Source organism: Gemmatimonadaceae bacterium (assembly GCA_035606695.1).
GTDB lineage: Bacteria > Gemmatimonadota > Gemmatimonadetes > Gemmatimonadales > Gemmatimonadaceae > JAQBQB01.
In genome coordinates this window covers 1-16,354 of sequence record DATNEW010000013.1, presented here as the reverse complement: position 1 = coordinate 16,354, position 16,354 = coordinate 1, and the positions used below count along the sequence as shown (strand labels likewise).

Below are 16,354 nucleotides of genomic sequence, written 5' to 3'. Positions count from 1 at the left end.
CCGCCAGTGTCGAACGATCGATCCGTCGACCTGACGGGGGATGCGTCGCCCCGTTGCCCGCGTCTCTCTGGATTGCTATTGCGGCGGACTCACGACGACATACGTCGTCGTCGTACCGTCGAAGTACGGTTCGTACCACGTTCCCGAGCAGTTGTTGTAGGTGACGCCGTTGACGACGCTGGTCACGCAGCCGGACGGAAGCGCGTACCAGGTCGAGCCGATCGCCGCCGCCGTGATGGCCGCGCCGGCGACGACCGCCGCGCCGGCCGCGATCGGGTGATAACAGCAGCCGTGATAGCCGTCGCCCCAACCCCAATTGTTGTTGACGTCGACGTCGCTGATGTCGATCGGGCGGTTGCTGATGTCACCGCGCTTCACGTTCCCGTTGCCGATGTTGTTGCCGCCGCGCGCAATGTCGCCGGCCGCGGAGCCGACACGCCCACCGGCGCCACCGACACCGCCCGGTCGATTGACACCGCCGACTCCTCCGGCGCCACCGATGCCGCCGACTCCGCCGACTCCGCCGACGCCACCGACTCCGCCCGGACGGCCGATATTCGGCGTGCTCGGACGATTGCCGGCGGACGGCCGCGACATGCCGCCCGACGGGCGCGACATGCCGCCGCCGGACCTCGTCACGCTCGGCCGCGATGCGCCGCGCATCCCGCCGCCGCGCATCCCGCCGCCACCGCGCATGCCGCCGCCACCACCTCGCCGCTGGGCAAGCGCCGGCTCATACACCGCCACCCCGACCACCGCCGCCACCGACGCTGCCCACCATAGTTTCTTAATGAGTGAACTCATTTCGCTCCTCCCGTTGCCCCCAGCGCGCGAAGCTTCTCGGCATCGAGGAACTCGATGCGGTGGGCTCCGGCCGGCGGCGTGAAGGCAAATTCCTGATCGTTGAACGACGGCGCGAGATTCCACGTCCACACCGACGTATGCTGCGGCCGAGCGTCGTCCGTGGTCGTCGTCAACACGAGCTTGCGCGGCAGCGGATAGTCGCCGCTCTGAATCCAGAGCTGCCAATCGAGACCGTCTTGCCGAAACACGTACTGCTCGCACGTCGTGCCGTCGACGGAGCTGGGTCCCATGTCGGTCGCCGCTGTCAACTCCTTGAATCCCGACTCCGGCGTGCCCCAGCGGAAGAGATCGACGAGCGGCAGGTCGATGTTGTACTTGTCCGAGAGCCGGTCGGCCAGCTCGTTGATGGTGCCGGGCGCGTCTGTCTTCGCGTAGAAGTCGAGCTTCGGCGCCCACAACGTGAACGTCTTGCCGTCGTAGTAGAACACGCGCGGCTGACGTTCGCTCGCCACCTCCACGCGCATGCGATTCGGCCGTGACGCGAGCAGGTCGACGGTGTTCGTCGTCTGCACCTTCTCGCCGTCGAGTGAGACCTCTTCATCCGTGACGACGGCTTTGATCTGCACGGCCTTGAGCGTGCGCAGGTAGTTGCCCATCTTGTCGAGCGCCGCGACCGCGTCGGGGTCGACGACCGGGCTGGAATCGCCCGGCGCGAGAGTGCCCGCGGCATGGCGCGTGCGCGCGGCATCGCCACGCGCCGTGACCGCGGCGGCGCCCAGCGCCGCGGCGCCGGTCAGTCCGGCGGCGATCATCCAGATCCGCCTGTATGCCATGATTGTTCTCCTATAAAACTACTGGAATACCGTCGCGATTCGCGGACGCCGCTCACTCTACCGGTCGCTGTCTTGGAGGGAAGCTGGAGCGAGAGCGAGCGGGCGGCCGCGAGGCTGCGCGAACGGTCACCGCTGGTTGAGCGGATTCACCGTCGGCCCGGAGACGAGATACGGCGACTGCCGGAACATCTCGTCGACCGCCGCGTTGATCGTGCCCTGGCCGAACGAACCGTTGAGCTCTCCTGTCGCCACACCGGACCACGCGGACCGCACCGACTTCGTCACCGGCGTCACCGTCTTCGTCGGAATGAGATCGATGAGGAGCGTGCCGCGATCGAACGCCGTCACGCCGACCACCGCGGCCCACGGATACACGATGGTCCACGAGTTGTCGAACGAGGGATTGAACACCCACACGGGCGACGATCCCCACACCGCGAAGAACGGATAGCCGACCCACGCGTTGTAGTTCGTCGTGGCGGTCGCGCCGACCAGGACGATGAAATCCGGAATGACGGTGGACGACGGCGTCACCTGCGTGTAGCCGCGCGCCAGGAACGACGCGCGCACCTTGTCGAGCGTGGCACGATCGAACTGCCCCGTTACGGCGAGCGGCGTTCCGGTCGCCGGCACCAGATGCATGATGGTGTCCGGCATCGCGAACGTGTGCAGGACGGTGAAGTCAAACGCGGAATCCTTGAGCGTCGTGACGACGCCGTCCGGGGTGCCGCCCGGTCCGACGACGACGAGGTTGTTGTCATCGTCGCCGCACGCGCCAAGTGCGACCAGCGCGCCGCAGAGTGCAAGCGCGCGCCATGTCCGTCCGTGAACGTTGTGAACCTTCCCGATCATGCGGTCCTCCAGGAACTGCGTCTGTTGATGAACTGCTGATGAACTGCTGAGGTGCCTCACTTCGATGCAGAGCGGCGCTTGGCCGCTCGCGACAGAGTACGCGGGCGTCGGACGCGAGCCCCATCGGACCATGGTCGAATGCCGCGGGAACCGGCGTTCACGGCATTCTGTCTATGAACTCGCAGGCGGCCGGACGGCGCCTGCATCCCCGCAGCAGGACGAGGTGAGCTTATGTGGACGGAGGACAAAAGGGATCGGCTTCGCGGATCGTCGCTGATGTTCGTGTTTACGGTGCTGCTCGTGGTGTTGTTCGCCGCGTTTGCGGCCCACCTGAGCGCGCAGACGCCGCAGCCGTTGCCCGCAACAACGGTGACCGCACCGGCCAACTTCACGGAAGGCCAGGGCGCGAAGGTCAAGGGCCTGATCATCAGCCGCCGCGGTGACGATATGGTGATTCGCGACGAGGACGGTCACGTGGACGTGATCACGTTGACGGAAGGCACGCGCATCTCGTCGCCGTCGGGTTTGTTCAAGACGGAAAAGCAGCCGCGCGACGTGTCAAGCCTGCTGCCCGGTCTCATCGTCGAGGTGAAGGGCAACGGCGGCGACCGCGGCAATCTCGTGGCCGACAAGATCAGCTTCCACTCGAGCGCGCTGCGCGTCGCCCAGCAGGTCGCGGCAGGCACGGTGGCGCTCAGCATGCGCGTCGGCGCCAATGCCGACAGCATCGACAAGGTCGGCGGCAATCTCGAGGCCACCAAGGCGCGCATCGCCGACAGCCTCGCGGCGCTCGAGGCACGGGCGCGCGACAGTCTCGCCGCGATCAGCGTGCGCTTCGACGACATCGACAAGTACGACGTGCGCGACAGTATGATGGTGACGTTCGCGACCGCGAGCTCGACGCTGACCGACGACGACCGCCAGGCGCTCGACGCGGTCGCCGCGAAGGCGATGACCCAGGACGGCTACCTGATCGAGGTGACGGGCTATGCCGACGCCGTCGGACGCGCCTCGAGCAACCTGGAGTTGAGCGAACGCCGCGCCGAAGCGGTGGTCCACTATCTCGTGAAGGAACGGGGGATTCCGCTCCGCCGCCTGTTGAATCCGACCGGGTTCGGCGAGGACGATCCCGCGGCATCGAACGAGACGCCCGAAGGCCGCGCCCAGAACCGCCGGGCCCTGGTCAAGGTGCTCGTCAACCGCGCCCAGCGGTAGCGCCTAGCGGTAGCGCCTAGCGGTAGCGCCCCGTCACGGTCACACGGCAATGAGAGATCTCTATTGAGAGATTTCTCATTGCCTCCATTCCTCGAGTGTCGTATGCCTCACGTTCGACGCGCGGTCCGGTGCGCGAGTCTCGTCGCCGCGACCCTGGCGGCCGCCGGCGCCGCCCGCGCCCAAGCCAACATTCCACAGTTCCGCGGTGATTTCGGCATCCTGTCCGGTACGCTGCCGAAACCGGGATTCTATTCCAGCGCACTCTACTCGAGCTACGAGCCCGAGAATACGATCGCCGCCAACGAAACGGCGTTCTCGCATCTGCAGCCGCCCGTCAACGTCTTCTCGCTGCAACTCGGCTTCACCGTGCCCGCCGTGTGGGCCGCCGGCCAGTACGGCTTCTCGATCATCATCCCGTGGGCGGACCTCACGATCCCGACGCCCGACGCCAAGCCGGTGCGCAGCTGGGGTTTCAGCGACATCTATATACAGCCGATGAAGCTGGGCTGGACGTTTCCGTCGGCGGACGTCGTCGCCGGCTTCGGCGTCTACATGCCCACCGGCCGCTTTCACGACGGCGCGAACAACAACACCGGCTTCGGCATGTGGTCGTACGAGATGTCCGCCGGCAGCACGGTCTACCTCGGTTCCTCGCATCAATCCAGCGCCTCGGCGTTGGTCGCGTACCAGGTGCAGTCGCACGTCGAAGACACCGACAAGCGCGCGGGACAGGTGCTCACGGTCGAGGGCGGCGCGGGCCATACGCTCATCCGGCACTTCGGCCAGCTGGGCGTCGCCTACTACGCGATGTGGAAGCTCACGAACGACCAGAACTTCAACGTGTCGCCGCTCTTCGCCGGCAAGAATCGCATGTTCGGCGTGGGGCCCGAGATCACGATCCCCTTCCCGGCCCTGAGCGATGCGAACTCCGTCACGCTGCGCTATCTGGTCGAAGCGGGGTCGCACTCGGCCACGCAGGGAAACACGCTCTTCGTCGCCCTGACGATGGGCCGCCTGCCATAGCAGGTATTCGCATTTTGTAATATCCAAATTTTAATCATCGAGGATGGCGTATGCGTTCGACTTCCGCCGTCGCGCTCGCGCTCGCCGCGACCGCGCTTGGGTCCACCGCCTGCTTCCACTCGACTGAGCTCGCCGCCACCTGGCATGACCCGCATGCCACGCAAGTGAGCTTCCGTCGGGGCGTCGCGGTCTTCGTGACGCGCGACGAAGCGCTGCGGCGCACCGTCGAAGACAAGATCGCCGCGTCCTTCGCCAACGTCGTGCCGTCGTACACCGTGATGCCGGCGGCCGACAGCACGATCGGTCGCGACGAAGCGGCGGCACGGCTCCGCGCGGCCGGCTTCGACGGCGCCATCATGATGCGCGTCGCCGACGTCAGCGTGCGTCCCTCGTACGTCGACGGCACGTACTGGTACGATCGGCCGTACGGGTTTGGCGGCTACTGGAATTACGCCTGGGCGACGCCGTACGATCCCGGCTACGTGGTCGCCGATCGCGTGGTGACGATCGAGACGCAGATCTATTCACTGGCCGACGACCGCCTGATCTTCGCCGCGCGCAGCGAGACGACGAATCCCAGCTCGGCCGGCGCCCTCACCGCATCGGTCATTCGCCACATTCGCGACCGCCTGCGCAAGGACGGCTTGATGGCGAGCGGGGCGACCGCCCTCTGCTCGCCATCGTGCGCGTCCTCCGTCGTCACGGCTCCTTACTGATCCGATTCGGCGCGAACGCCGGGAGGATGCTCGAGACGCACGTCGACGCCGGCGCGCGATCGGGCTGTCCCAGGAACGACTCGATCACCACCGCCGCGCACGCCATCGCGATCGGTCGGCCGATCGCCACGTGGCCGACCATCGGAAACAACACTTGAAAGCTGTGCGCCAGCGAACGCGCCGCATCATCGGCGAAGCGGACCGGCGTCTGCGCATCGTACCCCGACGAGATGAGCAGCGCGGGCACGTCACTCGTGACGCGTGCAATCGCCTCGGGACCCGAGAAGGGAACGCCGAGCGCATCGCAGACCGTGCGATCGCCGACGAACGGTTCGCCCTGCGGGCGGTCGCCGCAGAAAGCGATGTACCGCACGAGCGGAACTCGCTCGCCATGACCTCCGGTGAGCGTCGGATCCGCGGCCGCGGCGACGAGCACACGCGCCGCGAGCGGCGAGCGCAGCGTATCGTAGCGGGCAAACTCCACGAGCACGGCCGGCGCTTGCGCGCGGATCGCCTCCCACGTCGACGCCATACCAATCACGCTGAGTATCGCGGCGCCGCGCGCGCCAAGCGTATGCCAGCCGCCGTTGTCCGGAAAGTTCGCCGTGCGCCGCAGCGCGCCAAGAGTGTCCGCGCCCAACCAGGCGACGGCCTTCGGCAAATCGGCGAAGTCGGCGGCGCAAGATTCATCCTGCTTGCAGTCTTCGACGAGTCGTGACACCACGTCGCGCCCCGCGTTGACGATGGTCGCCGAATCCAGGAGCGACACGGCGTTCGGCGGCGCCACGCCGTCGAGCACGATCGACTCCACCATGTCGCGGTGTCGGCGCACGAAGTGCAGCGCCTCGCGCGTTCCGTACGACGCACCGAGCAGCACGACGCGCGAGTAGCCGAGCGCGTGAATCACGTCAGTGATGTCCTCGATCGCCGCCAACGTCGTGAAGTTGTTGGCGACGACGCCGCGCTTGCGGAGGAACGTGGTGAGACGCGTGACCGTATCGCGCAGCGGGGCAACCGCCTCCTTTCGCGGATACCGTGCCTGGTACTCGACGCTGCTCAAATCGGGCGAGGCGCGATGACTGTCGGTCGTCACGCCGCGGCGATCGAACGCCACGATCGGTCGTTCGCGGAGCAGCATTTGACCCAGCGGTGTGTCGAGCAACGCCTGCTGCGCCGCGTCGATCGCCGATTCGCCCGGTCCGCCCGCCAGGAAGATGAGCGGTGTGCCGTGCGCCGTCGGCGACGCGTACACGACGACGGGCAATACGACCGCCTGCAACGCCGTGTTGTTTGGTGCCGCGCGGTCCTGCGGCACCGTGACGGTCCCACAGCGCGCGATCGCTCGCGTGGACTCGTCGAACTTGCCGTACGTCTCCGTGCACGGCAGTTCGGTGAACTTCGCCGCCCGTGTCACCTGTGTCGTCTGCGCGGCAACATGTGATGATGCGGCCGCCACGAGCATGGCGGCCATTCTCCCACCCCAACCTCTACCCATTTTCCACCTGCTGCGGAAGCCACTCTCAACCTCGCCGTCCGCGCGATTCGGCTGTATTGGCCCAAGAGCGAACGAGGCGCGCGGACGTCAGCGAACTTCGGCGTGGTTCGTCCGACGCGCGCGCTGCGCGGCGATCGAACGCGGGGCGGGTGCGGGTCCATTGGCGGACGTCGACGGCACCGCCGGCGACAGCGCGTTGATCAGCGCCTCGACCGCGATCGGTTTTACAAGATGTGAATCAAAACCGGCGTCGCGCGTGCGGGCGGCGTACTCGTCCGCCGTCCAGCCGGTCATGGCGACGAGACGGCAGTCGCGCGTGGCGACGTTCTCGCGCAATGCTCTCGCGACGCCGAACCCGTCGAGCACCGGCAGCGTCAGGTCGATCAGCGCCGCGGCGGGCGCGAACCAGCCGGCCACGCGGACGGCGTCTTCACCGTTCGTCGCAATCGCGACCTCGTAGCCGAACAAGCGCAGCAGCCGGCCGATGCTCGTCGCGGAATCGACGTGATCCTCCGCGATGAGCACGCGGATCCCGGCCGCGTTCATCGCGGGGGCCGTCATAAGGTTGCTCCGGGCACGGCGGCCTGACGGCGCACCAGCGTACGCCGCGGCGACTCCGCGGCGGCGCCGCGTGTGCCGTCGATGCCGACCAGCGTCACGCGTGTCGCCGGAAGATCGCGGCCCCACGGCGCGCCGCGTTTGAGCAGCCACCGCATACCAATTAGAGAAAACTCATGGCGATAATCCGGGACCTGTTCCAGGTACACTTCGCCGGCGGCCCGCAGCACGAATGACGGCATGCGGTTGACCCAGCGGCGAAACTCCTTCGAGTCGACCGGCTGTTCGCCAAGGAGGTACCAGCAGCGGCAATGTTCGCCGACCAGGCTCAGGCCTCCGCGACTCCGCGTCGGCACGTACGCCGCATGCCACTCGGCTACGACGGCGCGATCGTCGAGCGCGGTACTTCCCGCGACGTCGAGCAGCAGCGGCAACGCGACTTTTCCTTCCGCGGCCCAGACGAATCGCGCTTGCGGCGCGAAGGACGCGATCATGCGTTGCGCACCCGTCGTCGTTTCCTTTCCGGCCAGATCCGTTTTGTTGAGCACGACGAGATCCGCCAGGCGAAGACTCGTCGTCCAGGTCTCCGACGCCGCGCGGTCGCCGTCGATGCTCGCCGCCGCGCTCGCGTCGACGACGGTGACGAGTCCGTCGGGCCGATAGCCGGGCATGTATCCGTACCCGCCCAGCTTGCGCGGATTGGAATCGGCCGCCTCGACGATGACGTGATCGGGCGGCGCCTCGCGCCGCGCGAGCATCGCCAGCGTTGCCGTGGGATCGTCCGTCGCGATCGCCATCGAGCCGTTCGGCCACATGGCGACCGGTCCATCGCGGCGAACGTCGGACGCGCCTGGGAGCAACGCGCCCAAGTCGCGCGTGATGGCGACGACTCGCTGCCCGCTTGCGGTCAGCATTGCATGGCGAACGACGGCGCTCTTTCCCGCGCCCGGTCGTCCGTCGATGACTGTCAATGGGATCGAGCGCTTGCGCTCATGGCCGTATTCGATGACTCGCATCAGAGACCTCGACCGTGGTGGGAGCGCCGAATTCGGGCGCGTTGGTCATCATGGCCCGCGCCGGCGCACACCCACCATTGGGCCAAGAGCCAATGCGTGCGACCACTCGTGCGGATGCACGATCTCCAGTGTGCAAAGCCCGAATGCGTTTACCTCCGAGGAAGGCGAGCAGGAGCTCGAGCGCGTCGCGCGACTCATCGTCGCCGGTGAGCTCGTCGCTGCCGTCGCGCACGATTTGCGGCAACCGCTCACGGCGATGGAGATGAATGTCTCAGCCGCGCTGCGATTGATCGCGGCGGACGGCGTCGCCGCGTCGGCCGTCGCGGGCGAGATCGTCGATGCATTGCGCGACGCGCTCGCCGAACAAGGCCGCATGCGCGCGGCTCTTCAGGTGCTCGAGGATCTGGCGCGCCATCGCGAGCCGGCGTTCGGGTCCGTCAATCTCGTGCCGCTCGTTCACGACGTTCTGCGCCTGGTCGCCAGCGAGGCCTCGGCGCGTCACATCGCCATCGACGTCGTCGCGCCGCCGAACCTGCCGCCGATCCGCGCCGACGAAACACTCGTTCGACAGGCGCTGCTCAATCTGCTCATCAACGCGATCGAGTGCACCACGGCCGGCGATCGACCCAACGGTCCGATCACTGTATCCGCGAGCACGGCCGGCACGCGCGGCGTGGAGCTCACCGTCATGCACTTTGGCGGGTGGCGGCAGTCCGCGTCCGGCACGGACTGGGCGCTCGCGTTGGCCCACGCTGTCACCGATGCGCACGGCACATCGATCGCCCTCGGCGGCTCACCGCTCGCCGGCGTCACGGCCACCATCGTCTGGCCCCTCGACGTGATCCCCAGCGATACTGGCGACTAGATCCTACTCCGGTGTCTCCTTCGTCCTTCACACTCGAATCGAACCCGTCGCTGATCGTCGTCATCGACGACGATGCCGGCGTGTGCCGCGCGTTGTCGCGACTGCTCGTCGCCAGCGGCTATCGCGTACAGACGTACGAGAATCCCGCCGACGCGCTCGACGACGCCGAGGAGATCGAGCCCGCATGCATCGTCGCCGACATTCGAATGCCGGAGCTCGATGGCATCACGTTGGCGCAGGAGATGCGCGCGCACGGCGTGACCGCGCCGATCATCTTCATGACGGCGACGGGCGACGTCGAAACCGTCGTGCGCGCGATGAAGCAGCACGCGGCCGACCTGCTTCCCAAGCCGTTCACGGCCGAGGCGCTGCTCGCCGCCGTCACTCGCGCGATCGAGCTCGCGCATCGCACCGACGACGAACATCGCGCGCTGATCGACCTGTGGCGGCGCGCGGGACGACTCACGCGGCGCGAGGCGGAGGTATGCGCCCTCGTGGCGTGCGGCTCGCCGAACAAGATGGTCGCGGCGCGCATCGGCACGACGGAAAAAACCGTGAAAGTGCATCGCAGCCGCGTCATGTCCAAGCTCGCGGCTGGATCGCTGGCCGAGCTCGTACGCATGGTGGATCGCCTGCTCGCGGACGAAGCCACGACGATGATTCGGCTCGACGGTACGGAGCGCACTCGGCCTCCGAGCGTCGACATCATCCTGAGCGTTCTCAAGCGCGCGCGCACGACGAACGGGACGAATGGGATGAACGGAACGAACGTCGCCAACACGATCGGCACGGGGTTCACGCCGGTGGACTCGAAGCCGCCGTTGGTAGAACAGCGTACGACTCTCCTGCGATAGACCATCGGGCAATGCTGGCCGACTCGCGCTCTCCGGTAGGATGCACGCAGCCACCCTACAGGAGGCAGCCCGAATGCTTGCGACGAAGCATGATTGGCCGATCGACGTGACGGAGCTCAAGCCTGCCCTCGAGCTCGCGCTGGCCATTGCACGAGCCGATATGGGTTTTCTCATGCTACACGATGACACGGTCGGTGCGCTTTTCCCGGTGCTCAGCCATGGTCTCGACGACACCAAGTGCCAGCTCTTCGGCTCACCGCGCCCGGGGGTCGGCGCGTTCGGCCGCGCACTGGCCGAGCATCAGTTCGTTCGCCTGCGCCACCCGTGGGACGAGGGCGAGTCGTTGAACGACGCGGCCCGTTCGCTCGGCTTCAACGCCATCGGCGTGCTGCCCTTCTTCCGGCTCGACGGCGGCTTGCTCGGCGCGTTCGGACTGTTGTTTCGGAAACGTGTCCGGTCGCGGCAGCGCATGATGGAGCTCGAGCGGTTCTGCGCCGACGTCGTCGGAGTCGCCGTCATGCACGCGGCCGAACAAACACGTGCCGAGCGACTGCGCGATCGCATGGCGCAGGCGACCGACGCGAAGATTCAATTTCTCGCGAAGATGAGCCATGAGCTGCGGACACCGCTCCAGTCCATCACGGGCTACGTCGAGCTGTTGCGGGCCGAGACGTCGCATCCGCTCACGCCGGAGCAGCGCCACATGCTCGAGCGTATCACCGAGAGTGAGCACATCCTCGTTCGCATCATCGACGATGTGATCACCATCTCGCGCCTCGAGGCGGGCCGCGTGGCGTACAACATCGGGCCGGTGAGCGCGCTCGAGGCCCTGCGCGCGGTGCAGATCGTGGTCGAGCCGCTCGGGACCCAGCACGGCATCACCGTTCACATCGAGCCACACGCGCCCGGGTTGCTCGCGAGCGCCGACGCGGACAAGCTGAAACAGATCCTCGTGAACCTCGCCGCCAACGCGATCAAGTTCACGAAGCCGCCCGGTAAAGTGACGCTGAGCTGTTGCACCGAAGGCGACGTCGTGCGCTTCGACGTCACGGACACGGGGCCCGGGATCGAACGCGAAAAGCTGCAGAAGATCTTCGAGCCCTACGTGCAGGTCGGCGCGCCCGTGATCGATGCCTATGGCGGATCGGGCCTTGGCCTGACCATCAGCCGCGAGTTCGCCACGGCGATGAAGGGCGAGCTCTCGGCGACCAGCGACGTCGCGCGCGGCTCGGTGTTCACGCTTCGCTTGCCGCGCCACATCCGGCTGACCGACCGACGCGAAGCGCCCACGAGACGGCCGACGCACACGAGCCACGTGTCGACCGACGGAAACGGCTCACCGATGTTGTAGGACTTTGATCCACTAGGCCCCGCCCGGCTGACGCCGCTTCTTGGTGCCCAACGCCGACCGGAACTGGTCCATGACACTGGAACTCACCATGCCGCTTGCCCCATATCGCATCGATACCGAGATCGCGACGCTTTCGCCCGAGGCGCCGTTGATCCTCGTGGCCGACGATCACGCCGACAGCCGCTACATCGCGCGCATCGTCCTCGAGAACGCGGGCTTTCGCGTCGTCGAGGCGCGCACCGGGCGCGAGGCGCTCGTCATCGCGCAAGTCGAGCGGCCCGACGCGATCATGCTCGACATCGTGATGCCCGAGCTCACCGGCTGGGAAGTCGCACGGGCGATTCGCGCCGACCACACGACGCCGCGCCCCGCGATCATCGCCGTGACGGCGTTGTCAGGCCTCGCCGATCACGAGATGTCGCTGGCGGCAGGATGCGACGAGATGCTCGTGAAGCCGGTGCATCCGCGCTCGCTCGTACGCGTGGTGCGCCGTTATGTCCAGGCGCGCGCGGTCGATCGCTCCGCGGGCTGACCATCGAGCCGGTCGACCAAGCGAACCAGCTCGGCGACCGACTTGGCGGCCATCTTCGCCATGGCGCGCCCGCGATGCACCTTGACGGTCTTCTCCGTCGTTCCGAGCGCGGCGGCGATCTGCTTGTTGAGCTGACCCTGCACGACGTGGCGCACGACTTCCCGCTCGCGCGGCGTGAGCGACAGCCAGCGCGTTTGCACCACCTGGTCGCTTCCATTCGCCTGATTCCGCGCGAGGTCGAGCGCCCGCTCGAGTGAAGCGAGGAGCGTGGCCTCGTCGCACGGCTTCTCGAGGAAATCGACCGCGCCGGCGCGAATGGCGCGCACGGACGTCGGCACGTCGGCGTGTCCCGAGAGAAACACCATCGGCAGCATGTAGCCGCGATCGTGCAGTTGGTCGATCAGCGAGAGCCCGTCGGTGCCCGGCATGCAGAGATCGAGGAGGAGTGCGTCGGGGACGTCGGTCTTCACCGCGGCGAGAAACTCGTCGGCGGACTCGAACGTCGAGACGTCGTATCCGCAGGCGACGAGCATGCGCGAGAGTGAGCGCAGGACCGCGTCGTCGTCATCGACGATGCCGAGCCGCCACGGGCGGGACGAGACTGGATAAGGGGATGTCATGGAACGTCTCCGCGCTGTTCCAGCGATGTCGGACATGCATTTGACATCTTGAATACTAGTACTGGAACAACCGCTCGGTCGAAGTGAGAAGTGCGCACCGGCAGCGGTGTGGCGCGCGTCTCGGCGCTCGCGGCGCTTGGACGGGGAGGAAACAATAGGTTCCGGAACCGATGCTGGACAAGAGCCTTGGACCAAGGTCCAACGCGGCGCGTTCGGAGTCACGGCGCGCGCGGCTCGTCATCTCATGGCGGCCTAACCGGGACGAGTAACCGGCTTCACGGGAGTTTGACGCGCCTCGTCTCGGACCCATTACGATACGGCGCATGACTCCAGATCGCCTCGCTCCCTATCGGAACTATCGGTTCATCGTGTTCGTCGAGGGCCGTGCCGTCGCCGGCGTGAGCAGGGTCAGCGGGCTGACGAATTCTTCGGACGAGAAAAACGCGCCGGCACCGTCCGTCACGCTCGAACGGGGCGTTTCATACGACGTGGCATTTATTCAGTGGCTGAATAAGGTGTGGGATTACTCGAACTCCAATTCGACGCGCGACTCGCCGGCCGGCAGCTTCGTGAAGGAAATCGGCATCACGGTTTACAACGAGGCTGGTCAACCCGTTGTCGGATACATCGTTCATCGGTGCTGGCCGTCGGAGTTCAGGAGCATGCCGGAGCTCGACGGTGTCGGCAATGCCGTCGTGATCGAGGTGGCGGTGCTACAGAATGAAGGATGGGAGCGAGACGCGAGCGTCGGCGAGCCGACGGAGCCGACGTACACGTTGCCCGGGTGAAAGCGCTTCTCAGTGAAGAGCGCGGCACCAGTCGACGATCGCCGACGCTTCCACAGAAGCCGTTCACCCGGCCGCCGCCAAGGGTCTGGCGCGAAAAACTAAACTATCGAAGCCGCTAAACTCATCTCCCCCGCGTATTCCGCCCACACCCCATCCGCTCGTTGCTCGAACCTCACCGGCGCGTACGCAGCCTCGGGCTCGTCGAGCGGAAACCGCTCGACCAGAGGCGTGAGCATCAACACGCTGCCAGGTACGCCGCCCGTCGGCGCGGCCAACGGCTCATCGCCCCATGCACGCCTGTTGCGGCGAGCGGCGCGAACGTGCCAGGCGAGCGTCTCATAGCGGAAAATGCCCTCGAATAACATTCCCTGCTCGAACGTCGCGAAAGTCACGAACGTCATGTCGTTCGCGCGTACAACGACCGACGCGGGATCGCGCATGGCCTCTTCATACGAGTCGCGACCGTGCGCCACGATCGCCGACGCAAGCATCCCCACGTCGAACCACGTGGGCACGATCAATCGTGGTTCGCGCGTTCCCAGAAAGTGCGGCTCGAGCCGGGCGCCGAGTGCGGCGATGAGCAACCGGAAGGTTCGCTCGTGCGCGTTGCGCTCGGCGGCGGTGAAGCGTGCGCGCACCCGCTTCACGGTCGTCGCGAGATACGACCAGTCGTCTCTCGCGGGCAGAACCTCGGGAAAAAAATTGCTCCAGAACTTGTCGACGCCGTCATCCGCCGGCGCTATACCCGCGTGCGCCGCGTCGAGCACCGGCGCGCGGCGCCGCCAATAGATCTCGTCCCACGCGAAAAATTCCGGCGTGGGATACGAGGTGTCGGAACGCGACGCGAGGCTCATCGGTGGAACGAGCACACCCGCATCCTCGCACTGCCACCAACGTCCCCGCGCGCGATCTTCAGGCGCCGCCGCGGTAAAGCTGCGAACGCGAATGCGAACGAACCGAGGCGCGCCGCCGGCGAACGCCGACAATTGCGACGGCTCGGCGAATCGTGTTGCGACCGGCGAATTGGGCTCGAGCAGTCGCGTGGCCAGACGCTCGAGCGTCGTCACGCGATCGAATCGATAGCGATGACCCGACGAGATCAACGGTCCGACGAAGCCGCTGTGCGAGAGACCGCCGCCCTCGTAAAAGATGCCGTGATCCATGCGCGGAAAGCGTGGCGCGAAGAACCTCGGCCGCGACAATTCGTCGCACTGCTGGTAGGGCGTGCGGAGCACCACCCATTGTTCGCCGTCGTCGCTGCCTTCGATCACCGGCAGCCAGCGGAGCGGCGGCCCGATGCGTGGTGGAAAGATGCCGTAGCCGTGCACGACGCGGAACGGCGACAGCGCGCGATAGAACGCCGCGACCCAGCGGATCGCTCGCGACGGAATGGCATGCCAGCCCGGCCAGTTCAGCCAGTTGCGCGTGACCCAGTTGTTGACGAGGAGTGACAGCACCCAACCGACGGCGAGGAACGCGATGATGATCGTCGCGCCCGTTGCCGCCGGATGGTGCACATCGAGCAGCGGACGATCGAACAGCGACGCGTGCGCGTCGAGCAGCGGCACGCAGAGCACGATTATGAGAACGTTGAAGTAGCCGTAATTGCCGGTCAGCTGAATGCCCACCATCAGGCTCGCGATGATCCCCGCGGCGGCCAATCGCGGCAGTGGCCCCGCGAAGATGAGGAAGGGCGCCACGAGCTCGCCCAGCGCCATGTACGCCAGCGCCGCGCGATGCACCCACGCCGGCAAGTGGAACGCGAAATACCCGGCCGGCGTCGGGAGTGGTTGCGCGAGCATGTAGCTCTTGAGATACACCGGATCGCGCGAGGCCTCGCGAGTGAATTTTGTTTTGCCGAAGCCGAAGAGAATGCGCGCCACGAGGAAGCGACACGCCCACGCGACGACCGGAAGCGGCGCATGTGCAATCTCTAACGACGGCAACGGTGTGAGCGCGGGCAGCATCAGCGCGAGGAAGCCCGCTTCGAAGAGCGCGCACTCCCACGGAAAGGCCATGTCGTATGCGGTGTCGAACGACAAGAGCACCAACCAGCACGCCACGAGCGCGGCACGCGACTCGATGCCGGCCATCACGGCGAGCGATGCCAGCACACCGGCGCCGAGGAGGAGACGTTGCCGCCGGTCGCTGGCGCCGAGCCAGAGGAGTGTCGGAAACCAGACGAAGCGCCGCCAGCTCGGGAAATCCTGGCGGATGCGAGACAGGAGCGGCGCGATTGGCAACACGCCGCGCGCGCCGATCGACGCGGGGGCGTCAAGGGAGAGCGACGCGAACGCGAGGAGATAGACGAGGCCGAGGAGTCGGAGGAAGACGCCCCAGATGAGCGTCGGCGGGAAATGCATGGCGCGCAAAGTACAGGACGACGCGGAGTGCGGCTACGTGGCGGGCGGCGTCGTAAGGAACTTTTCGCGCGCGGCTTTGAATCGAGACAGTGTTGTCGTGATTCGCGGTACGCGCGTATTTGCCGCGCTCGCGTGAGGCAGCGCGTAAATCGGGACGCTGCCGCATCATAGCTCGCGCGCTTCGAATGCTGATGGAATGGCGCTCGACATGCGATTGCGGCGTGCGTCACCCTACCCGCGACTCACCCGTTCTTGGAGATCATATCGTGTTTCTCGCGTTCACTTCCGGTAACGGCCGGCTGCGCGTCGTCGCCACGGCTACGCTGCTTGCGACGCTCGCTGCGTGCGCCGATTCATCGACCTCGCCCTCTTCGTCCGTTGGCTCACACGCTCCCGCGGCGTTCGCGAAGGGATTACCGGGTGGTGGCAGCGGCGGCGGTGGTGGCGGCGTTCCTGGTGGCGGTGGCGG

17 protein-coding genes are annotated in these 16,354 nt (G+C 66.7%); 9 read left to right on the top strand and 8 right to left on the bottom strand.

Annotated elements, in window-relative coordinates; genetic code table 11:
* Positions 1 to 75: 75 nt before the first annotated feature.
* The 3 genes from VN706_04095 to VN706_04085 all read right to left on the bottom strand — a co-directional run bounded on the left by VN706_04095 (position 76) and on the right by VN706_04085 (position 2,489).
* Positions 76 to 804 carry a hypothetical protein gene (locus VN706_04095; protein HXT14784.1) on the bottom strand — a complete coding sequence of 243 codons (729 nt, stop codon included), beginning with the start codon at positions 802 to 804 and terminating at the stop codon, positions 76 to 78.
* Positions 801 to 1,637, bottom strand: a complete 837-nt coding sequence (locus tag VN706_04090; protein HXT14783.1) for a DUF2092 domain-containing protein — start codon at positions 1,635 to 1,637, stop codon at positions 801 to 803. Before VN706_04090 ends, VN706_04095 begins: the two co-directional genes overlap by 4 nt.
* Positions 1,638 to 1,763: 126 nt before the next feature.
* Positions 1,764 to 2,489, bottom strand: a complete 726-nt coding sequence (locus tag VN706_04085; protein ID HXT14782.1) for a DUF4136 domain-containing protein — start codon at positions 2,487 to 2,489, stop codon at positions 1,764 to 1,766.
* Positions 2,490 to 2,720: 231 nt separating this feature from the next.
* On the opposite strand from VN706_04085, the gene VN706_04080 reads away from it, so the two are divergent.
* The 3 genes from VN706_04080 (at position 2,721) to VN706_04070 (ending at position 5,443) form a co-directional block, all read left to right on the top strand.
* Positions 2,721 to 3,704, top strand: a complete 984-nt coding sequence (locus VN706_04080; protein HXT14781.1) for an OmpA family protein — start codon at positions 2,721 to 2,723, stop codon at positions 3,702 to 3,704.
* A 102-nt stretch (positions 3,705 to 3,806) separates the two neighbouring features.
* Positions 3,807 to 4,727, top strand: coding sequence for a transporter (locus VN706_04075; protein HXT14780.1), 921 nt, complete (start codon positions 3,807 to 3,809; stop codon positions 4,725 to 4,727).
* 50 nt (positions 4,728 to 4,777) lie between these two features.
* Positions 4,778 to 5,443 carry a hypothetical protein gene (locus VN706_04070; GenBank protein ID HXT14779.1) on the top strand — a complete coding sequence of 222 codons (666 nt, stop codon included), beginning with the start codon at positions 4,778 to 4,780 and terminating at the stop codon, positions 5,441 to 5,443.
* Here VN706_04070 and VN706_04065 read toward each other — a convergent pair.
* From VN706_04065 to VN706_04055, 3 genes are all read right to left on the bottom strand, one after another.
* Positions 5,427 to 6,914: an alpha/beta fold hydrolase gene (locus tag VN706_04065; protein ID HXT14778.1), complete on the bottom strand. Its 1,488-nt coding sequence runs from the start codon at positions 6,912 to 6,914 to the stop codon at positions 5,427 to 5,429. The two genes, VN706_04070 and VN706_04065, sit on opposite strands and share 17 nt — an antisense overlap.
* Positions 6,915 to 7,025: 111 nt before the next feature.
* Complete coding sequence (locus VN706_04060) at positions 7,026 to 7,499, bottom strand: response regulator (protein HXT14777.1); 474 nt, start codon at positions 7,497 to 7,499, stop codon at positions 7,026 to 7,028.
* Complete coding sequence (locus VN706_04055; GenBank protein ID HXT14776.1) at positions 7,496 to 8,512, bottom strand: GTP-binding protein; 1,017 nt, start codon at positions 8,510 to 8,512, stop codon at positions 7,496 to 7,498. Before VN706_04055 ends, VN706_04060 begins: the two co-directional genes overlap by 4 nt.
* A 130-nt stretch (positions 8,513 to 8,642) precedes the next feature.
* On the opposite strand from VN706_04055, the gene VN706_04050 reads away from it, so the two are divergent.
* The 4 genes from VN706_04050 (at position 8,643) to VN706_04035 (ending at position 12,114) form a co-directional block, all read left to right on the top strand.
* Positions 8,643 to 9,377, top strand: a complete 735-nt coding sequence (locus tag VN706_04050; protein HXT14775.1) for a histidine kinase dimerization/phospho-acceptor domain-containing protein — start codon at positions 8,643 to 8,645, stop codon at positions 9,375 to 9,377.
* A gap of 11 nt (positions 9,378 to 9,388) precedes the next feature.
* A complete protein-coding gene (locus VN706_04045; GenBank protein ID HXT14774.1) occupies positions 9,389 to 10,231 on the top strand; it encodes a response regulator in 843 nt (280 codons plus the stop codon).
* A 73-nt stretch (positions 10,232 to 10,304) separates the two neighbouring features.
* Positions 10,305 to 11,582 (top strand): HAMP domain-containing sensor histidine kinase, encoded by a 1,278-nt coding sequence (locus VN706_04040; GenBank protein ID HXT14773.1) that lies wholly within the window; start codon positions 10,305 to 10,307, stop codon positions 11,580 to 11,582.
* Between the two features lie 70 nt (positions 11,583 to 11,652).
* Positions 11,653 to 12,114, top strand: coding sequence for a response regulator (locus tag VN706_04035; GenBank protein ID HXT14772.1), 462 nt, complete (start codon positions 11,653 to 11,655; stop codon positions 12,112 to 12,114).
* Here the strand turns inward: VN706_04035 and VN706_04030 are convergent.
* Positions 12,075 to 12,734 (bottom strand): response regulator, encoded by a 660-nt coding sequence (locus VN706_04030; protein ID HXT14771.1) that lies wholly within the window; start codon positions 12,732 to 12,734, stop codon positions 12,075 to 12,077. The two genes, VN706_04035 and VN706_04030, sit on opposite strands and share 40 nt — an antisense overlap.
* A gap of 323 nt (positions 12,735 to 13,057) precedes the next feature.
* Between VN706_04030 and VN706_04025 the strand changes: the two genes are divergently transcribed.
* Positions 13,058 to 13,522, top strand: a complete 465-nt coding sequence (locus tag VN706_04025) for a phage tail protein (protein ID HXT14770.1) — start codon at positions 13,058 to 13,060, stop codon at positions 13,520 to 13,522.
* A 98-nt stretch (positions 13,523 to 13,620) separates the two neighbouring features.
* On the opposite strand, the gene VN706_04020 is transcribed toward VN706_04025, so the two are convergent.
* Positions 13,621 to 15,885 (bottom strand): lipase maturation factor family protein, encoded by a 2,265-nt coding sequence (locus VN706_04020; GenBank protein ID HXT14769.1) that lies wholly within the window; start codon positions 15,883 to 15,885, stop codon positions 13,621 to 13,623.
* A gap of 266 nt (positions 15,886 to 16,151) precedes the next feature.
* Here VN706_04020 and VN706_04015 point away from each other — a divergent pair.
* Positions 16,152 to 16,354, top strand: a 203-nt coding sequence (locus VN706_04015) for a hypothetical protein (protein ID HXT14768.1), incomplete at its 3' end; no start/stop codon positions are given.